The sequence below is a fragment of the Thermomonas mangrovi genome (assembly GCF_028201335.1).
Taxonomy (GTDB): domain Bacteria; phylum Pseudomonadota; class Gammaproteobacteria; order Xanthomonadales; family Xanthomonadaceae; genus Thermomonas; species Thermomonas mangrovi.
Genome location: NZ_JAPEVV010000001.1, coordinates 139,630 through 160,097, shown reverse-complemented (window position 1 = coordinate 160,097; position 20,468 = coordinate 139,630). Strand labels below are relative to the sequence as shown.

Below are 20,468 nucleotides of genomic sequence, written 5' to 3'. Positions count from 1 at the left end.
TGCCCCCCCACGCACAGGACGCCCACCGCATGCGCCTTCGCCTCGCCGCACTCCTCGTCGCCGGACTCGCCCTGCCTGGCCTGGCGGCCGCGCAGCAATCCGCGCTCGGCCGCTGGAAGACGATCGATGACGCCACCGGCAAGCCGAAGTCGGTGGTCGAGGTCTACCAGGCCCGCGACGGCCGGCTGGCGGGCAAGGTGGTCGAGATCCTGGACCTCAAGGACGGCCCCAACCCGGCCTGCGACAAGTGCACCGGCAACAACCGCGGCAAGCCGATCAAGGGCCTGGTGATCCTCTGGGGCCTGTCCGCGGATGGCGCGGGCAAGTGGTCCGGTGGCCGGGTCATGGATCCGGAGAACGGCAAGGACTACAAGGCGCGGCTCGAACTGCTCGACGGCGGGCGCAAGCTCGGCATGTCCGGCTGCATCGCCTTCCTCTGCCGGCAGCAGGTCTGGCTGCGCGAATAGTCGCAGCTGCCACGCCACCGGCATGGCCCCGCTGCGGCGGGGCTTTTCGTGAGCAGGATCGTGGGCGTGCTCGCCCGGGCAGCGCGCCGGGCGGGGTTTGTCGCCATGCGATAATCGCCGCCCCCTCGCAAGCCCCGCGTCCATGGCCCGTCCCGCGCTCGTCACCAACGCCCTGCCCTACGCCAACGGCCCGCTGCACCTGGGCCACCTGGTCGGCTACATCCAGGCCGACGTGTGGGTGCGGGCGCGGCGCATGCGCGGCGACACGGTGCATTTCGTCTGCGCCGACGACACCCACGGCACGCCGATCATGTTGGCGGCGGAAAAGGCCGGGCAGACGCCGGAAGCCTTCATCGCCGGCATCCAGGCCGGGCACGAGCGCGACTTCGCCGCGTTCGGCGTCGCCTTCGACCACTACGACTCCACCCATTCGGCTGGCAACCGCGCGGTGACCGAGGCGATCTACGCGCGCCTGAAGGCGAACGGCCACATCGCGCGGCGTTCGGTCGCGCAGTTCTACGACCCGGCCAAGGGGATGTTCCTGCCCGACCGCTACATCAAGGGCACCTGCCCCAATTGCGGCACCGCCGACCAGTACGGCGACAACTGCGAGGCCTGCGGCGCGACCTACGCCCCCACCGAGCTGAAGGACCCGCGCTCGGTGCTCTCCGGCGCCACCCCCGAGCTGCGCGATTCCGAGCACTTCTTCTTCGAGGTCGGCCGCTTCGAGGCCTTCCTGCGCGACTGGCTGGCCGGCGACGTCGCCGTGCCCGGGGTCAAGGCCAAGCTGATGGAATGGCTGGATGCCGAGGGCGGCCTGCGCGCCTGGGACATCTCGCGCGACGCGCCTTACTTCGGCTTCGAGATCCCGGGCCAGCCCGGCAAGTACTTCTATGTGTGGCTGGACGCGCCGATCGGTTACCTCAGCAGCTTCCGCGCGCTGTGCGCGCGCATCGGCATCGACCCCGAGGCCTACCTCGCGGCGGGCAGCGAGGCCGAGCTGCACCACTTCATCGGCAAGGACATCGTCAACTTTCACGGCCTGTTCTGGCCGGCGGTGCTGCACGGTTCGGGCCATCGCGCGCCGACACGGCTGCACGTCAACGGCTACCTGACCGTCGACGGCGCGAAGATGAGCAAGTCGCGCGGCACCTTCATCATGGCCCGCACCTACCTCGACGCCGGCCTGGACCCGGAGGCGCTGCGCTATTACTACGCGGCGAAATCCTCGGGCGGCGTGGACGACCTCGACCTCAACCTGGCCGACTTCACCGCGCGGGTGAACAGCGACCTGGTCGGCAAGTTCGTGAACCTCGCCAGCCGCTGCGCCGGCTTCATCGAGAAGCGCTTCGGCGGCGCGCTCGCCGCGACCCTGCCGGAGCCGGCGCAGTACGCGCACTTCGTGGCCGCGCTCGGCCCGGTGCGCGAAGCCTACGAACGCAACGATCCCGCCGCCGCGCTGCGCGCGGTGATGGCGCTGGCCGACGAGGCGAATAAGTACATCGACGATCGCAAGCCGTGGGTGATCGCCAAGCAGGACGGCGCCGATGCCGAGCTGCAGGCGGTCTGCACCCAGGGCCTGAATCTCTTCCGCGTGCTCGCCGCGGCGCTGGCGCCGGTGCTGCCGCGCACCTCGGCGCAGGCGGCGGCCTTCCTCGGCGCGCCGGTGCTGGCCTGGGGCGACCTCGAGGCACCCCTCACCGGTCGCAACATCCAGCCTTACACCCCGCTGTTCACCCGCATCGACCCGAAGCAGATCGAAGCCATGATCGACGCCAGCAAGGACACCCTCGCCGCTCCCGCGCCTACCGAAGCCAAGCCGGCCAAGGCCGCCGACGCCGCGCCCGCGTTGGCGAACAAAGCAAGCGAGACGCCCCCACCCCAACCCGCCCCCGCAAGCGGCGGAGGGAGCAATCTGATCGGCATCGACGATTTCGCCAAACTCGACCTGCGCATCGGCAAGGTGTTGGAGTGCGGTTTCGTGGAGGGCAGCGACAAGCTGCTGCGCTTCCTGCTGGATGCCGGCGACCTCGGCCAGCGGCAGATCTTCTCGGGCATCCGCGCCAGCTACGCCGAGCCGGACCGGCTGGTCGGACGCAGCCTGGTGTTCATCGCCAACCTCGCGCCGCGCAAGATGCGCTTCGGGGTGAGCGAGGGCATGATCCTGTCGGCCGGCTTCGACGGCGGCGGCCTGTTCCTGCTGGATGCCGACGGCGGCGCGCAACCCGGCATGCCGGTGCGCTGAGGCGCTCGAATTGCTGCGTGCCGTGGCGTCCCCTCCGCTCCCGCGAATGTCCCCCGATGCCGCCCGATGGCCGGCATCTCCTCCTTGATTTCGCGGTAACGGAGGGGACGCCATGCCCGCCGCATGCCGAGCGCACGCATGACCAGCGCCGATCTCGATCGAATCATCGAACGCCTCGACCGGCTGCTGCCGCAGACGCAGTGCGGGCAATGCGGCTACCCGGGTTGCCGGCCGTATGCGGAGGCGATGGCACGCGGCGAGGCCGGCATCGACCACTGCCCCCCGGGCGGCGATGCGGGCGCACGCGCCCTGGCCGCCCTGCTCGGCGTCGCCCCGCGGCCCTACGACCGGGCCCGCGGCATCCAGGCCGCGCCGCACGCGGTGCGCGTGGTCGAGGCCGACTGCATCGGCTGCACCAAGTGCATCCAGGCCTGCCCGGTGGACGCCATCATCGGCGCCGCCAAACACATGCACGTGGTGGTCGAGCCGCTGTGCACCGGCTGCGACCTGTGCCTGCCGGCATGCCCGGTGGACTGCATCGTGGCCGTACCCGCGACGGCCTGAGCGCTCAGGGCGCCGGCGCCTCGACGCAGGCGTCGCAGATCCGCTCGACCGTGTAGCGTCCGGTCGCGCGCAATTGCTCGACCAGGCCGTCGCTGCCCAGCAGGTGCAGGCTGCCGACCACCACCAAGGTGTCCTGGCCTGCCGGCGCGTCCAGCCGGGCCTCGACCTGCGGCAGCCAGGCCTGGTTGCGCTCCACGTCGAGCAGCCGGTACGACGCCGACGTCTTCTCGGCCATCTCGGCGCGCATCTCGCCATCCAGTTTGGCGACGTCGCCGGCCCGCCACCAGGCATGCATGTCGTCCAGCTGCCTGACCGCCTTCCGCGGATCGCGCACGAAGTCGTCGAGGCTGCGGACCTGCTCCTCGCGCGGCACCGCATCCATCGCCTGCATCTGCGCGTCGATGGTCTCGAGCCCGCCGGCAGGCATGCCGGCCGCTGCCGCGCGCGCCATCAGGTGGCGGTCGAGGCCGAGGTCGGCGCGAAAGCCCATCCCCTGGCTCACCCCGAGCACCAGCCCCATGCTCACCGCCCACGGCTCCTGGTGCTCCAGCGCCTCCATCGAACCGCCGCTGGCCTTCACCAGGGTCTCGAGGCGATCGCGCGTCGGCTTCGGCAGCACCTGACTCAAGGTCAGCGCGTCCTCGCCGTAGCCCATGTAGGCCTGGATGCGCACGAAGGTCTCCGGGGCGACCATCGCCGCCGGGTCGATCTCGAACAGCACCGATTCCGCATCCTCGAAGGCGCGGTCGATCTCCGCCGGCAGCGGGTAGTCGGTGTCCTTCAGCAGGTGGAACGAGCCGAGCAGGTACACGGCGTTGTCGGCATCCGACACCTTCCACAGCAGCGGTCGCCTGGCCTCGACGGGCGTAGTCGCCGCGACCTGGGCGGCCTGGACGCTCGCCACGCAACCCGCGAGCGCGAGGGCGAGCCACGCCCTGCGACGGCGGGTCATGGCGCGGCTCCGGCGCCGGCATCCGCATGCTTCGCGTAGGTCTTCTCGCCAGCCTCGACTGCGACATCCAGGCGATTCTCCGGCGGCGCCAGCGGGCAGGTGGCGAACGGGGTGAACGCGCACGGCGGGTTGTAGGCCTCGTTGAAATCGATCACCACGCGCCCCTGCTTGTCCGGCATCGGCGCATCGATGAAGCGGCCCGCCGGGTAACTGCCATGCCCGCTGGTGCGGTCGGCGAACACGATGAACAGCGTGCCCTCGCCCTCGTCCAGCGCCTCCAGTCGCAGCGGCTTGCCGCCGAGTTCGAATTCGAGCACGCCGGGATTGGCGATCTGCTGGGTGTTGCCGAGCACGTCGAGCACCGGCAGGGTCTTGCCGGGCGGGTGCGCGACGAAGCGCGCGGGCACCTGCCAGGCCATGCCGCCGAGCCAGTAGTCGAGGCCGGCGAAATTGCGCCGGGTTTCGGCTTCCGCATGCTTCACCCGCAGGGCCAGGCGCCCGCCGCGTTCGATCACCGTGGCCAGGCCGTTGCCGCCATCGAAGCCGATCGCGCTGGCGCCCGCTGGCGACGTGTCGCTGCGCAGCGCACCGCCACGGCTCGGCTGTCCATCCACGGTCACCTCGGTGTCGGCGACGAAACTCGCCTTGCCGTCGCGCACGGTGAACACCCCGAGGTGCGCCGGCCCCATCGCCAGGCGGATGCCGTTGTCGGGATCGCTGCCGACGCGGTGCACGCCGGGATCGAGCCAGTGCAGTCCGACCAGGCTGGTCCAGCCATCCGGCCGGTTGAGGTCGATGATGCGCTTGGCGCGCCACAAGTACTGCTCGCGCGCATAGGCCTTGGCCGCCTCCTGCTGGGAGGACGCGGGCGGGGCTGTCGGCACCTGCGCCTCGCGAGCGCACGCGGCGACCGCCACCAGCAAGGCGGCCATCGACACCATCCACTTCATCGTCCGCGCAGGAACCATCGATCCATCTCCGCCAGTGAAAAGCGCGTCCAGGTCGGACGGCCGTGGTTGCATTGCCCGGAGCGCTCGGTGGCTTCCATTTCGCGCAGCAGGGCGTTCATTTCCGGCAGCGTCAGCCGCCGGTTGGCGCGGACCGCGCCATGGCAGGCCATGGTCGCCAGCAACGCATCCCGGGTGTCGTCGACGCGGCGCGTGCTGCCATGCTCGCGGAGGTCGGCGAGCACGTCGCGCAACAGCGCTTCGACATCGCCGTGCGCCAGCAGCGCGGGCACGCTGCGCAAGAGCAGCGATTGCGGCCCGCTGCGCTGCACCTCGAAGCCGAGCCGGGCCAGCGTGCCCGCCTCGCGTTCGGCGACATCGGCTTCGCGCTCGGACACCGCGAGGCTGGCCGGGACCAACAGCGGCTGCGTGCGCAAGCCGGCGCCATCGTGCGCGGCCTTGAGTTTCTCGTAGCCGATGCGTTCGTGGGCGGCGTGCATGTCGACCACGACCAGGCCGTCGGCGTTCTCGGCGAGGATGTAGACGCCGTGCAGTTGCGCGACTGCGTACCCCAGGGGCGGCATCCCGCCTAGCGCGTCCTGCGGCATCGCCGGCTGTGCCGTTGGCGGCAGCGCCCCGTCGCGCGGGGCGTACAGCGCGGCATACGCGGCGGGCGCGTCGCCGACCCGCAGGCCGATCGCCTGCTGCTGCGGTGGCGGCATCGACCAGCGCGCCTCGTTGGCGGCGGCCAGCGACGGCATCGGTGCCGCGGTGGCGCCCGCGCGGGTCTCGGCGAGCGCAGCGTGCAGGCTGCGGTAGACGAAATCGTGGACCAGGCGCGATTCGCGGAAGCGCACCTCGTGCTTGGCCGGGTGCACGTTGACGTCGACGCCGCGCGGGTCGAGTTCGAGGAACAGCACGTAGGCCGGGTGGCGGCCATGGAACAGCACGTCGCTGTAGGCCTGGCGCACCGCATGAGCGACGTTGCGGTCGCGCACGCTGCGCCCGTTGACGTACAGGTATTGCTGGTCGGTGCTGGCGCGGTTGTAGGCCGGCTGCGCGATCCAGCCATGCAGGCGCAGGCCCGCGCCGGCATGGTCGACGCGCAGCGCGTTGCGCGCGAATTCCTCGCCCAGCGCCTCGTGCAGGCGCACCTCCGAGAGCAGGTCGCCCTCGCCCTTCCAGCGCCGCGACGGCTTGCCGTTGTGGGTGACCCGCAGCTCCACGTCCGGCCGCGCCAGGGCGAGCGAGCGCAGCCACTCCTCGATGTGCGACAGCTCGGTGCGCTCGGCGCGCAGGAACTTGCGCCGCGCCGGCACGTTGTAGAACAGGTCGCGCACTTCCACCGTGGTGCCGTGCGGATGCGCCTGCGGCACCACTTCGCCGAGGCGGCCACCCTCGATCCGCAGCTCCGCGCCATGCGCCGCGTCGCGCGGGCGCGAGGCGAGCCGGAAGCGGCTCACCGAGGCGACCGACGGCAGCGCCTCGCCACGGAAACCAAGCGTGGCGACCGCCTCGAGGTCGTCGATGCTGGCGATCTTGCTGGTCGCGTGCCGGCTCACCGCCAGCGGCAGCTCCTCCGGCCCGATGCCGCCGCCATCGTCGCGGATGCGGATCAGGCGGACGCCGCCTTCCTCGAGATCGATGTCGATGCGGCGCGCGCCGGCATCCAGCGCGTTCTCGACCAGTTCCTTGACCACCGACGCGGGTCGTTCGACCACCTCGCCGGCTGCAATCTGGTTGATCAGGGTGTCGGGCAGTTGGCGGATCGTCACCCGCCCAGTCTACCGGGTCGCGTCAGGGGCTTCCCCCCGCACCGAACGCGCCCTGCGGGACACTGGAAACCGCGGTGGCGTCCTGCGCCGCCTGCGCACGCAAGGCATACAGCGTGCCCGGCGGCGGCTGGCGGGTGAAGTAGCGGTCGATGCCGTCGAGGATGGCCGAGGCCAGGGTGCGCTGGAAACCCGGGTCGGCGAGCCGCTTCTCTTCGTCGGGATTGGAGATGAAGGCGGTCTCGACCAGCATCGCCGGCATCTTGTCGGACGTGCGCAGCACGGCGAAGTTGGCGCGCTCGATATCCGGCTTGTGGTTGTTGCCGACCCGCTTGAGGCCGCCCAGCACGTGCCCGGCGGCGTCCTCCGACGCGCGCATGTTGCCGCTCTGGGTGAGGTCCAGCAGCACCGAGGCGAGGGTGTCGTCGGCCACGCGGACGCGCCCGCCGCCGATCACGTCGGCAGCATTTTCCTTGTCGGCCAGCCAGCGCGCGCGTTGCGAGGAGGCGCCGCGGGTGGACAGCACGTACACCGACGAGCCGCGCGCGTTGCGGTTTTCCGCGGCGTCGGCGTGGATCGACAGGAAGATGTCGGCCTTGTTCGCGCTGGCCTTGCGTGCGCGCTGGTTGAGCGGGATGTAGTAGTCGGACTCGCGGGTGAGGAAGGCCTTCATCCCGGGCGTGGCATTGACCTGCCGCGCCAGCTCTCGTGCGATGGCGAGGGTGACGTCCTTTTCGCGGGTCCCGTTCAGCCCGTGCGCGCCCGGATCCTGGCCGCCATGGCCGGCATCGATGGCGATCACCAGCGGGCGGGTGCCGGACGGCAGCGGCCGTGCCGGCCGCACCGGCACGTCGGTCACCGACGGCGCGGAGGTGTTGCCCAACGGCACGTCAGCCGGCTTGGGGGCCACCGGCGCCGCCTCGACCTTGGCGGGCGTGGGCTGCGGCGCGGCGTTGACCGGGGTGGCGCTTTGCGCGGGCGCGGAGGACTGCGCCGCCAACGCGGCGATCGGATCCGGTGTCGCCTGCGGCGCGGGTTCGCGCGCGGCGGTCGCGGCATCGCCATCGCCTGGCCATTCCAGCACCAGGCGCGGACCACCGACCCCATCCTCGATCCGTGGCGGCAGCGGCCGGGTCGAGGTCGCAAGGTCGAACACCACGCGGACCGTGCCGGCTTCGGGCTGTCCGGTGCGGACCGCGCGGATCGCACCGGTCGGCGTCGGCAGGCCCAGGCTGCGCCCCAGGCGGCTGCCCGGGAAATCGACGACCAGCCGCTCGGGGTTGTGCAGTTCGATGACCTTGTAGGCCCCGGGGCGGTCCAGGTGGACTTCGGCACGAGTGCCGGTGGCCCCGGCATCCACACGCAACTGCTTGATTTCAGAGGCGTTTGCAAGGTTCCAGCAGAGCGCCGCCACCAGCATGGCGGCCATCAGCAACTGCTCGACGCGGATCCCCTTGACGCGCATGGCCGGGAGTTAAGCACCAGCCAGCCGATGATGCAAGAGGTTTTCCCTTAATAATCCGTAACCTGCCGAACTTTCCTCAGCCCGGCCGCAACAAGGTGCGGCAAGCCTCAGGCCAGGTGTGCAGCGTCGATCCATCCCTCGCCGGCGGGTGAGCCCGACTCGATCCGCGCCAGCCTGCCCTCGCCCGCCACCGCCAGCTGCACCCGCAGGTCCGGCGCCGGCAGCCCCCCGGCCCCGCGCTCGGGCCACTCGACCAGCCACAAGCGCGCGGAATCCTCGTCGAGCCCGAGGAATTCCAGCTCGCCGGGATCGCCGATCCGGTACAGGTCCAGGTGCAGGGCCCGGCCGCCGCCCGGCAACGCGTACGGCTCGACCAGGGTGTAGGTCGGGCTGCGGATGGTCCCGGCCACGCCGAGCGCGCGCAGCATTGCGCGGGCGAAGGTCGACTTGCCCGCGCCGAGGTCGCCGTGGAGATGGACGACGGCACGCATCGGCAAGTGCGCGGCCAGCCGGGCCGCGAGCGCCTCGGTCGCCGCGGCATCCGCCAGCGCCAGCGTCGCCAGCACGCCATCGTCCCCGCTCAACGCCGCACCGGATTGGCCAGCCGGCGCAGCCAGGGCAACAGGTCGGAGGGCAACAGGCCGCGCTCGCCCTCGTCGCGGGCCGCGGCATCGCCCGCCGCGCCGTGCAGCAAGGCACCGGCAACCGCGGCATCATGCGGCGGCAGGCCTTGCGCGCGCAGGGCCGCGATCGCGCCGGCCAGCACGTCGCCCATGCCGCCGGTGGCCATGCCGGGATTGCCGGCGCAGACCACCGCGATCGGTGCCCCTGCCGACGCAACGAGGGTGCCCGCACCTTTCAGCACCACGGTGCAGCCGAGCCTCGCCTGCAACGCGGCGACGGCAGCGAAGCGGTCGCGCTGGACCGTCGCGGTATCGACGCCGAGCAGGCGCGCGGCCTCGCCGGGATGCGGGGTGGCGATGTCGCCTTCGGCCAGGGTCCACTGGTTGGCGGCGAGCAGGTTCAGGGCATCCGCATCGACCACGCGCGGCGTCGATTGGCCCAGTACGACCGCCAGCAGGCCGTGGCCCCAGGCCTCGCGCCCGAGGCCGGGCCCGATTGCGATCACGTCGGCCTGCGCCAGGGTCGGCAGCAGGTCGCCGACGCCCTCCACCGCATGCGCCATCACTTCCGGGCGGCGCGCCAGCACGCCCGGCACATGCACGCCGCGGGTGGCCACGCTGCCGAGCCCGGCACCGCAGCGTAGCGCGGCTTCTGCGGCCATCAGGACCGCGCCGCCACCGCCGGCATCGCCGCCGATGCAGAGCACATGGCCGTTGCGGCCCTTGTGCGAGTTGCGCGCGCGCAACGGAAAGAAAGCGGGCAAGGCATCCGCGCGCCAGGCCAGCGCGTCGGGCGCGATGCCGTCGAACACGGCCTCCGGCAGGTCGAGGCCGGCGAGTTCAAGCTCGCCCGCGTGGTCGAGCGCCGCGCCGGTGCGTAGCCCGCGATGGCGCGCGATGAACTGCAGGGTGCGGTCGGCGACGACCGCCACGCCCGGCGCATGCCCGCGATCGGCATCGACGCCGCTCGGCACGTCCAGGGCAAGGACCGGCGCCGGATGCGCATTGATCGATTCGACCAACGCTGCGCCGGCCCCGTCGGGCGCGCGCGACAAGCCGATCCCGAACAGCGCGTCGACGATGAGGTCGGCGTCGCCCAAGGCCGTGTTGCCCGGTGCGACGACGCCGCCCGCCGCGACGAATGCGTCGCGCGCATGCCGGGCGAGGTCGGTCGCGGGTTCCGATAGCACGATCACGCGCACGCTGCGGCCGGCCTCCAGCGCATGCCGCGCGAGCACGTAGCCATCGCCGCCGTTGTTGCCCGGGCCGCAGGCCACCACCAGCCGATGCGCGCGCGGCCAGTGCCGCAACACGCTGCGCCAGGCCGCCTGCCCGGCGCGCGCCATCAGGGCGAAGGCATCGCCATCGCAGGCTGCGATGCCGCGGGCTTCGAGGCGCCGCAGCGTGGCGGTGTCGTGCAGCGGGAGCGGGCTGTGCATCCGGGGATTCTAGAACGCGAACCTATACTGCACGCATGCCGATCGCCCCTCCCGACCCCGCCGCGCTGGCCGCGCGGATCCGCGCGCTCGCCACCGAGGCCGGGTTCCAGCGGGTCGGCATCGCCGGCGTCGAGCTCGGCGACGATGTGGCCCACCTGCGCGACTGGCTGGCGCAGGGCCAGCACGGGACGATGGACTGGATGGCGCGCCATGGCGAACTGCGCGAACAGCCTGCGGCCCTGGTACCGGGCACGCTGCGGGTGGTGTCGGTCGGCCTCGACTACGGCCAGGACGAGGCGGCGGCCTGGGCCAACCTGCACGACGGCGAACGCGCGTACGTGGCCCGCTATGCGTTGGGTCGCGATTACCACAAGCTGATGCGGCACCGCCTGCAACGCCTCGCGGATGCGGTGGCGGCGACCATCGGGCCGTTCGGCCACCGCGTGTTCGTCGATTCGGCGCCGGTGCTGGAACGCGCACTCGCGCGCAACGCGGGGCTGGGCTGGATCGGCAAGCACAGCTGCCTGATCGATCGCGATGGCGGCAGCTGGTTCTTCCTCGGCGAACTGTTCGTCGACCTGCCGCTGCCGGTCGACCCGCCCGCCAGCGCGCATTGCGGGACCTGCACGCGCTGCATCGACATCTGCCCGACCGGCGCCATCGTCGCGCCCTACCGGGTGGATGCGCGGCGCTGCATCAGCTACCTGACCATCGAGCACGCGGGCAGCATCGACGAAGAACTGCGCCCGCTGGTCGGCAACCGCATCTTCGGTTGCGACGATTGCCAACTGGCGTGCCCCTGGAACAAGTTCGCGCGGCGCACCGACGAAGCCGACTTCCGCGCGCGCAACGACCTCGACCGGGCCACGCTGGTCGCATTGTTCGCCTGGGACGAAGACGAGTTCCTGCGCCGCACCGAAGGCTCCGCGATCCGCCGCAGCGGGCACGAACGCTGGCTGCGCAACCTCGCAGTGGCGCTGGGCAATGCCCCGACCACGCCGGAGGTCGTCGAGGCCCTGCGCGCGCGGCGCGCGCATCCGTCGCCCATCGTGCGCGAGCACGTGGCATGGGCGCTCGAACAACACACGAAGGATCGCAGGGTGGTCGTCGAAGGGCCGGACGATCCCCCTTCACTCCGGGACACGCCGTGAATGCGTCCATGCAGGCTCATCGGCGGCATCCATGCCGCCGATGGTCCCGGCGCAAGCCGGGCCCGTCCGTCCTGCCGGTCAGCCTCGCGTACTGAATTCCCGCAACAGTTCGCGGGTCACCACGTCGCCGGCTTCGCCCTCGCCGTGCAACGCGGGCAACAGGCGGCTGGCGACCTGCTTGCCGAGTTCGACGCCGAACTGGTCGAAGGCGTTGATGCCCCACAGCACCGACTGCAGGTACACGCTGTGCTCGTACAGGGCGACCAGCATGCCCAGCGCATGCGCATCCAGGCGGTCGAGCAACAGCAGCGTGCTCGGGCGGTCGCCGGGATAGCGGCGATGCGGATCCTCGGCGTCCTGGCCGTTCGCCAGCGCCTCGGTCTGCGCCAACAGGTTCGCGAGCAGCGCCGCGTGGTTGCCCGCATGCGCATGGTCGGCCTGGAGCACGCCGATGAAGTCGGCGGGCACCACCTGCGTGCCTTGGTGCAGCGCCTGGAAGAAACTGTGCTGGGTGTCGGTGCCGGCGCCGCCCCACCACACCGGCACGGTCTGCGCCGCCAGCGGGCTGCCGTCGAGCGCCACCGACTTGCCCAGGCTCTCCATCACCAACTGCTGCAGATAGGCCGGCAGCAGCCGCAGGCGTTCGTCGTAGGGCAGCACCGCCTGCGCGGCGGCGTGCAGCCCGTTGCGGTTCCACACGGCGGTGAGGGCGTGCCACACCGCGAGGTTGTCGCGCGGGGTGGCGTCGCGCGCATGTCGGTCCATCGCCGCGGCGCCTTCCAGCAACGCCTCGAAGCGCGGCATTCCCAGCGCCAGCGCGATCGGGAAGCCGACCGCCGACCACAGCGAGTAGCGACCGCCGACCCAGTCCCACATCGGCAGGGTGCGTTCCGGCGGGATGCCGAACGCGGCGACGCGTTCGAGGTGGCTGCTGACCGCGTACAGGCGGCTGTCGTCGCCCAGCCACGCGCGGACGATGCCGCCATTGAGCAGGGTTTCCTGGGTGCCGAAGGTCTTGGAAATGACGATGGCCGCGGTGCGCGCGGGATCCAGCCCGGCGAGCACGCGCTCGGCCGCGTTGCCATCGACGTTGGAGATGAAGTGCAGGCGGAAGCGCGCGTCGCGGGTGGCCAGCGCATCGACGATCAGCCGCGGCCCGAGGTCGGAGCCGCCGATGCCGATGCTGACGATGTCGGTGACCTCGCTCGCCGCCAGCGCATCGGCCAGCCCGCGCATCCGCCATTGCGCATCGAGCGCCTGCCGGCGCGCGTCGCGCGCCGCTGGCGCATCCGAGGCATCGCCGCGCAGCGCGGTGTGCAGGGCGGCGCGGCCTTCGGTGGGGTTGACGATGTCGCCGTCCAGCAGGCGCCGCATCGCGCCCGCGAGGTCACGCGCGTCCGCCAGCGCGAACAGCGCGTCCAGCGCGAGCCGGTCGTAGCGCTGGCGCGCGAAATTGGCGTACAGCGGGCCGACCCGCAGCGAGAAATCGCGCGCGCGCCGCGGGTCGTCGTCGATCAGGTCGGGCAGGCTGGCCCCGGCGAGCCGCCGGGCGTGGGCATCGAGTCCGGCCAGCGCCGCGCTCATGCGGCCTGCTTCGGCATCGAGCGGTTGGTGTGGGTCATCGCGTTGTCGCGATCGACGTACACCAGGGTGGGCTTGAACCTGGCCGCCTCGGCTTCATCGCACTGGCCGTAGGCGCAAATGATCACGAGGTCGCCGACCTGCGCCTTGTGCGCGGCGGCGCCGTTCACCGAGATCACGCCGCTGCCTTCCTCGCCGCGGATCGCGTAGGTCGCGAAGCGCTCGCCGTTGTTCACGTTGTAGAGCTCGATCCGCTCGTATTCGCGGATGCCGGAGATGTCCAGCAGGCGGCCGTCGATCGCGCACGAGCCTTCGTAGTGCAGTTCGGCGTGGGTGACGGTGGCGCGGTGGATCTTGGCCTTGAGCAAGGTCAGCTGCATGGGTTGGCTCCGGGGGAACGATGCGGGCTGGCGCCCGGCAGCGCGCAGTATAGGCAGCGCATGGCGCGCCGCAACATCGCATGGATCCCGTTCAGCCGGCGTCGAATTCCAGGTTGTCGATCAGCCGCGTCCGCCCCAGCCGCGCGGCCACCAGCGCCACCCGCGGGCCGGCTTCGCCATCGCCGGGCAGGCTGAAATCCGGCGCCCGCACGGCTGCGTAATCGGGCTCGAAACCCGCCGCGCGCAAGGCGGCGTCGGCCTCGGCCTCGACCCGTGCGCGCGGCGTGCCGGCGCGGGTGGCGTCGCGCATCGCCAGCAGCACGCGATGGATGACCGGGGCGGTGGCGCGCTCTTCCGGCGAGAGGTACTGGTTGCGCGAGCTCATCGCCAGGCCGTCGGCCTCGCGCAGGGTGTCGCCGGCGAGCAGCTCCAGCGGGAACGCGAGGTCGCGGACCATGGTGCGGATGACCGCGAGTTGCTGGTAGTCCTTGCGTCCGAACGCGGCGACATCGGCCTGCACCTGGTTGAACAGGCGCGCGACCACCGTGGCCACACCATCGAAGTGCCCCGGGCGGTGCGCGCCCTCCAGGGTGTCGGTGACGCCGGGCACGTGCATGCGCACGCAGCGCTCCGGGCCGTAGGGATACATCGTCTCCACCGACGGCAGCCACAGCGCGTCGCAACCAGCCGCCTGCAGGCCTTCGGCATCCTGCCCGGGGGTGCGCGGATAGCGCGAGAAATCCTCGTTGGGCCCGAACTGGGTCGGGTTCACGAATACGCTGGCGACCACCCTGTCGGCGTGCCGGCGCGCGAGCGCGACCAGCGAATGATGCCCGGCGTGCAGGTTGCCCATCGTCGGCACGAAGCCGACGCGCAGGCCGGCGCGCTTCCAGTCGCCCACCTGCGCGCGCAGGGCCGCGAGTTCCCGGTGGATGGCGATCATGCGTAGCTATGCCCGGCGTCGGGGAAGCTGCCGTCACGGACGGCATCGACGTAGGCGCGCACCGCGCCGGCGATCGAGCCGCCGGTGGCCAGGAAATCGCGCACGAAGCGCGGCTTGCGATGGCCGGTATCGATGCCGAGCAGGTCGTGCAGCACCAGGACCTGGCCGTCGCAGCCGGCACCGGCGCCGATGCCGATGGTCGGGATCGGGCTGGCCGCGGTGAGCGCGGCCGCGAGCGCGGCGGGCACGCCCTCCAGCACCAGCAAGCCCGCGCCCGCCACGGCCACGGCCCGGGCATCGGCGCGCAACTGCGCGGCCGCGGCCTCCTCGCGTCCCTGCACCTTGAAGCCGCCGAAGCGCAGCACAGACTGCGGGGTCAGCCCGAGGTGCGCGCACACCGGGATCTCGCGATCGACCAGGTAGCGGATGATCTCCAGCTTGTGGCCGGCGCCCTCCAGCTTGACCATCGCCGCGCCGGCCTGGATGAAGCGCACCGCCGCGGCATGCGCCTGTTCCGGCGTGGCGTCGGCGCCGAACGGGAGGTCGGCGATCTTCAGCGCGCGCCGCGCGCCGCGCGCGACCGCGGCGACGTGGTAGGCGATGTCGCCGACCTGCACCGGCAGGGTCGAGTCGTGGCCCTGCACCACCATGCCCAGCGAATCCCCGACCAGGATGAGGTCGACGCCGTTGTCGTCGAGCACGCGCGCGAAGCTGGCGTCGTAGCAGGTGAGCATCACCAGCTTGCGCCCCGCCTCGCGCGCCTCCGAGAGCATCGGCACGGTCCAGGGCTTGCGGTCTGCACTCATCGCGGGCTCCGGTGCGTGGGGCGGCTAAGGTAACGCCTCGATGCCCTCGCCCGCCATCGCGCCGAGGCAGGCCTGCGCGCCGCCGATGCCGGGGATCACCGCATCCGGCCACGCCTCGACCAGCGGCACCAGGGCGAAGGCGCGTTCGTGCAGGCGCGGATGCGGCAGCTGCAGGCCCGGCACATCGAGCTGCGCCTCGCCATGCAGCAGCAGGTCGAGGTCGAGGGTACGCGGTCCCCAGCGTTCGCCGTCGACGCGCACGCGGCCGAAGCGGCGTTCGATCGCGAGCAAGTGTTCAAGCAACGCCATCGGCTCGAGCGTCGTCTCGACCACGGCGACCGCGTTGATGAAATCGGGCTGCGCGGTCATGCCCCAGGCCGGCGTGCGATAGAGCCGCGAGGCGCGCAGCAGGCGCGTGCCGGGCAGTGCGCCGAGGGCCTCGATGGCCTGGCGCAGGGTCGTCGCGGCGTCGCCGAGGTTGCCCCCCAGCCCGATCGCGGCACGGGTCATGCCGGGGCGTCGGCAGCCGGCTTGCGACGCCGCTTGCGGCGCTTCTTCGGGGCGGACGGATCGCCGGCATCGGCCGCGTCGCCGCCCTCCGCGTGCCCGTCGGCGTCCACTGCGGCCACGGCGGCCGCCGGATGCGCCTGCGCCTCGCGCCAGAACGCGACGTCCTCGGCATGCGATTCGGAGGCGACCAGGCGCAGCTCGAGGAAATCGAACGCGGCGCGGAAGCGCGGATGCGCCAGCAAACGGAACACGCGCTTGCGCTGGCGCTGGCCGAAGCGCGGCTGCAGCAGCCAGATCTCCTGCATCGGCAGCGAGAACCGGCGCGGCAACGCGGTGCGCGCGACCTGGTGCAGGGTGACGCGATCGGCGGCGCGGCGCTGGGCCTCGACCGCGTGCACGCCTTGTGCCTGCAACAGCGCCAGCGCGCGGCAATAGGCCGGCCACAGCAGCACCGCGTACAGGAACGCCGGCGACACCGAGTCGTCCGCGGCCACCCGTGCGTCGGTATTGCGCAAGCCCTGCACCAGCATCCGCCGCAAGGCGCCGGACTTGTTGGAGGCCAGCGCCTGCGCGGTTTCCGGCAGCAGGGCGGGCAGCAGGCCGAGCGCTTCCAGGCGCTCGAAGCTCGCCACCGCATGGCCGGACAGGAACAGCTTCAGGGTTTCCTCGAACAACCGCGCCGGCGCGGCCTCGGCCAGCAGGTGCGCCAGGCCCGGGATCGGCGCGGCGGTGCCGGGGTCGATGCTGAAATCGAGCTTGGCCGCCAACCGGGCGGCGCGCAGCATGCGCACCGGATCCTCGCGGTAGCGCGCCTCGGGATCGCCGATCAGGCGCAGGACCCGGGCCTCGACGTCGGCGAAGCCGCCGGTGTAGTCGCGCACCGAGAAGTCCTCGATCGCGTAGTACAGGGCGTTCGCGGTGAAGTCGCGGCGGATCGCGTCCTCCTCGATGGTCCCGTACACGTTGTCGCGCAGGACGCGACCGTCGGCATGGACCTCGCGATCGCCCTCGGTGTCGTCGCCGCTGGCGGCGCGGAAAGTGGCGACCTCGATGATCTCGCGGCCGTAGACCACGTGCGCCAGCCGGAAGCGGCGGCCGATCAGGCGGCAATTGCGGAACAGCGCCTTGACCTGCTCGGGCGTGGCGTCGGTGGCCACGTCGAAATCCTTGGGCGCGCCGCCGACCAGCAGGTCGCGCACCGCGCCGCCGACCAGGAACGCGCCGTAGCCGGCCTCGCGCAGCCGGTACAGCACGCGCAGCGCGCTCTGGCTCATCTGCCGGCGGGAGATGCCGTGCGCCTCGCGCGGGATCGTGCGCAGGACGGGCGTGGGCAGGGCGGGCGTCGGATCGGGCTGGGTCATGCGGGGCGGGCGGGCCGCGGGTTGGAAAGGGACGGGTGCGTTGCCAGTGGCCGACGCAGCCGCCTATACTAGCAAGCTCGGCGCGCGACCCGGTCGCCTCCGAGCCGGTCGTCCAACCGGCGCACCACCCTGCTCCCTTCGTCTAGAGGCCTAGGACGTGGCCCTCTCAAGGCTAAAACACGGGTTCGAATCCCGTAGGGAGCGCCAATTCCGGAACCCGCGCGAAAGCGCGGGTTTCTTTTTTTTGCGCGACCGCAGGGATGAGGACCCGCAGGGTTCGACTGCGATGCCTGGAGCATCGCAGGACAGCCGCAGGCTGCCCGGAGCGCAGCGAACGGGGCGGCATAGGACGTGCCGCCTCCATCCCACAGGGAGCACCAATTCCGGAACCCGCGCGAAAGCGCGGGTTTCTTTTTTGCGCGACCGGACTGACAAGGACCCGCAGGGTTCGACGGCGATGCCTGGCGCATCGCAGGACAGCCGCAGGCTGCCCGGAGCGCAGCGAAGGGGGCGGCACAGGACGTGCCGCCTCCATCCCACAGGGAGCGCCAACCGCGGAACCCCCGCGAAAGCGCGGGTTTCTTTTTTGCGCGACGACGTCGGCGCGGCATCGCCATCGATTCTCGATTCGCCGGGGCAGTGGGCGCCGGCGCTAGACTATGCGCACCGCGAAACGGATCCCCACCCGCCATGCCCTTCGTCGTCACCGAGAACTGCATCAAGTGCAAGTACACCGACTGCGTGGAAGTCTGCCCGGTCGACTGTTTCCACGAGGGCCCGAACTTCCTGGTGATCGATCCGGACGAATGCATCGACTGCACCCTCTGCGAACCGGAATGCCCGGCCAAGGCGATCTACCCGGAGGAGGACGTGCCGGCGGGCCAGGAAGGCTACGTCGCGCTGAATGCCGAGCTCTCCCGCGCCTGGCCGGTGATCAACACCCGCAAGGAACCGCTGCCGGATGCCGCCGAGTGGGATGGCAAGACCGGCAAGCTCCCGTTGCTCGAGCGCTGAGCCGCGCCGCGACGACCTCGCGATGCGAAGAAGGGCGCCTTGCGGCGCCCTTCCAGTTCCACGACCTGCGTGCCGGGCTCAGGGCGCCAGCGCGGCCTTGAGCGTGTTGATCAGCTTCACCGGCGGCTCGCCGACCGGCGGCAGGCCGCGCGGATCGACCGCGGAGATGTAGGCGCCCTCGCCCACCTTGGTCACCCGAACCAGGAAATTCGCGCCCATGTAGCTGACGTCGTAGGTCCCCAGGATCTCGGCCTTGCTGGCGATGGTCACGCCCTCGGTGGCGGCCAGCACCTGGCCGACCTTGGCGAACAGCGCGTCGCGATCGCCGGTGGCGTTGAAGCCGATCGGCGCCGCGGCGCCCGGACTGCCGGCCGCGCTGGCGACGCCGGAGGCCGTCGCGCTGCCGCCTGCCGACGGCAGCGCCATGGCACGGTCCGCGGACGGGCGGTCGAGGTCCGGCGGGACCTCCAGCGGCCGCGACTCGACGCTCTGGGTGTACAGCTCGTCCTTCTTGCCGAACCAGTGGCAACCGGACACCCCGGACGCGAGGACGACGGCGGCGATGGCCAAGGCGAGGCGCGCCGGGGCATGGGACGCGGTGCGGGTGCGGTGCATCGGTTTCTCCTGTCAGGCCGCGATGGCGCGGCAACGTTCTTCGAGCTGGGCGATGTCCGCGTGCAGGCGCTCGGCCTCGGCGGCATGCGTGGATGATAGCGGCAGCAGGGGCAGGCGCAGCCCGTGGCCGATCCCGTCCAGCGCCAGCAGGGCCTTCACCGGGATCGGGTTGGGTTCGACCCCGAGGAAATGGTAGAGCGCGTGCAGGCGGGCATCGAACTCGTCCGCGGCCCCGGCTTCGCCCGCCATGGCGAGCCCGCACAGGCGGACGAAGGCGCGCGGGACCACGTTGCTGGCCACCGAGACCACGCCGTCGGCACCGGCCAGCATCGCCCGCGCCGCGGTCGGGTCGTCGCCGCTGAGCACGCTGAAGCCGGGGCGCCGGAACGCCAGCAAGGCGTCCATGCGCTCCGGCTCCGCCCGCGCTTCCTTGATCCCGAGCACCCGCGGGTGCAAGGACAGCTCGCCGGCGGTCGCCGGCAACAGGTCGCAGCCGGTGCGCCCGGGCACGTTGTACAGCACGATCGGCAACCCGCCCTCGTCGGCCACCGCGCGGTAGTGCGCCAGCAGGCCGGCCTGGGTCGGCCGCACGTACGGCGGCGTGACGACAAGCGCGGCATCCGCGCCCAGCGTGGCGGCGCGACGGGTGGCGGCGATCGTCTTGGCGGTATTCGACAGGCCGGTGCCGGCCAGCACCGGGATGCGTCCGTCGACCTGCGCCACCGCGGCGGCGAGCAGGGTGTCGTATTCGAGGTCGTCGAGCGCGGCAGCTTCGCCGGTGGACCCCGCCACCACCACCGCATGGGTGCCGGCATCGAGTTGGCGGGCCAGCAGCCGCGCCCAGGCGTCGAGGTCGAGGGCGCCAGACGCCGTGAACGGCGTGGCCAGCGCGGTGATGCTGCCGGACAGGTGCAAGGGCGGGCTCGCAGGGAAGCGCGACGGGCGTCGCGGCGGGGGACGGGGAACACGGGACGGCCTTGATCTTACTTGCGGGCGGAAACCAGCGACAAGTATCCTGAGTCCCCGTGGCGGGCCCCTCCGGCCCGCACCACTCCTCCGTGCGGACGCCGCCTTGACCGATCCTGCTGCCCGGCCTGCGCCGAACGAAAACCACCTGCTGATCAATGCGTACAGCACGCATCCGCAGTCGCCCCTGCTCGCGGTGACGCGGCGCATCGCCGATTCCGGCTGCAACCTCGTCGACACCCGCCTGGCCACGGTCGGCCGCGACGTCTCGGTCACCGCCCTGGCGACCGGCTCCTGGGACGCGGTGGCCAAGCTCGAGACCATGCTGACCAAGCTCGAGCGCGAGGAAGGCCTGAAGCTGGTGTGGTACCGCACCGGGCCGAAGCCCGTGCAGTCCAGCCTGCTGCCCTACGTGGTCGAGGTGATCGCCTCCGACAAGCCCGGCATCCTGTTCCAGCTGGCCGACTTCTTCGATTCCCAGCACATCACCGTCGAAAGCCTGCACTGCTCGCGCTACCGGGCGATGCAGACCGGCGCCGACATGTTCTCGGCGCAACTGACCATCGGCGTGCCGGCCGACATGCACATCGCCGCGCTGCGCGACGACTTCCTCGAGTTCTGCGACCACCTGAACCTCGACGCCATCATGGATCCGATGAAATACTGA

Annotated in this window: 20 protein-coding genes and 1 tRNA gene; 7 read left to right on the top strand and 14 right to left on the bottom strand. The window is 71.7% G+C overall.

What is annotated here, in order from left to right; translation table 11 throughout:
* The first annotated feature begins 29 nt into the window (after positions 1-29).
* The 3 genes from ON759_RS00790 to rnfB all read left to right on the top strand — a co-directional run bounded on the left by ON759_RS00790 (position 30) and on the right by rnfB (position 3,276).
* Positions 30-467, top strand: a complete 438-nt coding sequence (locus tag ON759_RS00790; protein WP_271678453.1) for a DUF2147 domain-containing protein — start codon at positions 30-32, stop codon at positions 465-467.
* A 142-nt stretch (positions 468-609) separates the two neighbouring features.
* On the top strand, positions 610-2,712 hold the full coding sequence (gene metG, locus ON759_RS00785; protein WP_271678452.1) for a methionine--tRNA ligase: 2,103 nt from the start codon (positions 610-612) through the stop codon (positions 2,710-2,712).
* A gap of 138 nt (positions 2,713-2,850) precedes the next feature.
* On the top strand, positions 2,851-3,276 hold the full coding sequence (rnfB, locus tag ON759_RS00780) for an Rnf electron transport complex subunit RnfB (RefSeq protein ID WP_271678451.1): 426 nt from the start codon (positions 2,851-2,853) through the stop codon (positions 3,274-3,276).
* Positions 3,277-3,280: 4 nt separating this feature from the next.
* On the opposite strand, the gene ON759_RS00775 is transcribed toward rnfB, so the two are convergent.
* The 6 genes from ON759_RS00775 to ON759_RS00750 form a co-directional block, all read right to left on the bottom strand.
* Positions 3,281-4,228 carry a TraB/GumN family protein gene (locus ON759_RS00775; protein ID WP_271678450.1) on the bottom strand — a complete coding sequence of 316 codons (948 nt, stop codon included), beginning with the start codon at positions 4,226-4,228 and terminating at the stop codon, positions 3,281-3,283.
* Complete coding sequence (locus ON759_RS00770) at positions 4,225-5,178, bottom strand: DUF1684 domain-containing protein (RefSeq protein ID WP_271678449.1); 954 nt, start codon at positions 5,176-5,178, stop codon at positions 4,225-4,227. Before ON759_RS00770 ends, ON759_RS00775 begins: the two co-directional genes overlap by 4 nt.
* Entirely contained in the window at positions 5,175-6,950 is a 1,776-nt protein-coding gene (gene mutL, locus ON759_RS00765) for a DNA mismatch repair endonuclease MutL (protein ID WP_271678448.1), read from the bottom strand. Before mutL ends, ON759_RS00770 begins: the two co-directional genes overlap by 4 nt.
* Positions 6,951-6,972: 22 nt before the next feature.
* On the bottom strand, positions 6,973-8,376 hold the full coding sequence (locus tag ON759_RS00760; RefSeq protein WP_271679000.1) for an N-acetylmuramoyl-L-alanine amidase: 1,404 nt from the start codon (positions 8,374-8,376) through the stop codon (positions 6,973-6,975).
* A gap of 143 nt (positions 8,377-8,519) precedes the next feature.
* Entirely contained in the window at positions 8,520-8,975 is a 456-nt protein-coding gene (gene tsaE / locus ON759_RS00755) for a tRNA (adenosine(37)-N6)-threonylcarbamoyltransferase complex ATPase subunit type 1 TsaE (RefSeq protein ID WP_271678999.1), read from the bottom strand.
* A 17-nt stretch (positions 8,976-8,992) separates the two neighbouring features.
* On the bottom strand, positions 8,993-10,474 hold the full coding sequence (locus tag ON759_RS00750) for an NAD(P)H-hydrate dehydratase (protein WP_271678447.1): 1,482 nt from the start codon (positions 10,472-10,474) through the stop codon (positions 8,993-8,995).
* Positions 10,475-10,509: 35 nt separating this feature from the next.
* On the opposite strand from ON759_RS00750, the gene queG reads away from it, so the two are divergent.
* Positions 10,510-11,625 (top strand): tRNA epoxyqueuosine(34) reductase QueG, encoded by a 1,116-nt coding sequence (gene queG / locus ON759_RS00745; protein ID WP_271678446.1) that lies wholly within the window; start codon positions 10,510-10,512, stop codon positions 11,623-11,625.
* A 78-nt stretch (positions 11,626-11,703) separates the two neighbouring features.
* On the opposite strand, the gene pgi is transcribed toward queG, so the two are convergent.
* The 6 genes from pgi to pcnB all read right to left on the bottom strand — a co-directional run bounded on the left by pgi (position 11,704) and on the right by pcnB (position 17,206).
* The gene (gene pgi, locus ON759_RS00740) at positions 11,704-13,209 is read right to left on the bottom strand and encodes a glucose-6-phosphate isomerase (protein WP_271678445.1); all 1,506 of its coding nucleotides are present in this window, start codon (positions 13,207-13,209) and stop codon (positions 11,704-11,706) included.
* On the bottom strand, positions 13,206-13,586 hold the full coding sequence (panD, locus tag ON759_RS00735; RefSeq protein ID WP_271678444.1) for an aspartate 1-decarboxylase: 381 nt from the start codon (positions 13,584-13,586) through the stop codon (positions 13,206-13,208). Before panD ends, pgi begins: the two co-directional genes overlap by 4 nt.
* A gap of 91 nt (positions 13,587-13,677) precedes the next feature.
* Entirely contained in the window at positions 13,678-14,529 is an 852-nt protein-coding gene (gene panC / locus ON759_RS00730) for a pantoate--beta-alanine ligase (RefSeq protein WP_271678443.1), read from the bottom strand.
* Positions 14,526-15,335 (bottom strand): 3-methyl-2-oxobutanoate hydroxymethyltransferase, encoded by an 810-nt coding sequence (gene panB, locus ON759_RS00725; protein WP_271678442.1) that lies wholly within the window; start codon positions 15,333-15,335, stop codon positions 14,526-14,528. Before panB ends, panC begins: the two co-directional genes overlap by 4 nt.
* A gap of 24 nt (positions 15,336-15,359) precedes the next feature.
* The gene (gene folK, locus ON759_RS00720) at positions 15,360-15,845 is read right to left on the bottom strand and encodes a 2-amino-4-hydroxy-6-hydroxymethyldihydropteridine diphosphokinase (RefSeq protein ID WP_271678441.1); all 486 of its coding nucleotides are present in this window, start codon (positions 15,843-15,845) and stop codon (positions 15,360-15,362) included.
* Positions 15,842-17,206 (bottom strand): polynucleotide adenylyltransferase PcnB, encoded by a 1,365-nt coding sequence (gene pcnB, locus ON759_RS00715; RefSeq protein ID WP_271678440.1) that lies wholly within the window; start codon positions 17,204-17,206, stop codon positions 15,842-15,844. Before pcnB ends, folK begins: the two co-directional genes overlap by 4 nt.
* Before the next feature lie 131 nt (positions 17,207-17,337).
* Here pcnB and ON759_RS00710 point away from each other — a divergent pair.
* A tRNA-Glu gene (locus ON759_RS00710) sits at positions 17,338-17,413 on the top strand.
* A gap of 483 nt (positions 17,414-17,896) precedes the next feature.
* Positions 17,897-18,220, top strand: coding sequence for a ferredoxin FdxA (gene fdxA, locus ON759_RS00705; RefSeq protein ID WP_271678439.1), 324 nt, complete (start codon positions 17,897-17,899; stop codon positions 18,218-18,220).
* Positions 18,221-18,298: 78 nt separating this feature from the next.
* Here fdxA and ON759_RS00700 read toward each other — a convergent pair whose 3' ends face one another.
* Both ON759_RS00700 and dapA read right to left on the bottom strand, forming a co-directional pair.
* Positions 18,299-18,835 (bottom strand): hypothetical protein, encoded by a 537-nt coding sequence (locus ON759_RS00700; RefSeq protein ID WP_271678438.1) that lies wholly within the window; start codon positions 18,833-18,835, stop codon positions 18,299-18,301.
* A gap of 12 nt (positions 18,836-18,847) precedes the next feature.
* The gene (gene dapA / locus ON759_RS00695) at positions 18,848-19,750 is read right to left on the bottom strand and encodes a 4-hydroxy-tetrahydrodipicolinate synthase (protein WP_271678437.1); all 903 of its coding nucleotides are present in this window, start codon (positions 19,748-19,750) and stop codon (positions 18,848-18,850) included.
* 97 nt (positions 19,751-19,847) lie between these two features.
* Between dapA and ON759_RS00690 the strand changes: the two genes are divergently transcribed.
* Complete coding sequence (locus tag ON759_RS00690) at positions 19,848-20,468, top strand: glycine cleavage system transcriptional repressor (RefSeq protein ID WP_425608435.1); 621 nt, start codon at positions 19,848-19,850, stop codon at positions 20,466-20,468.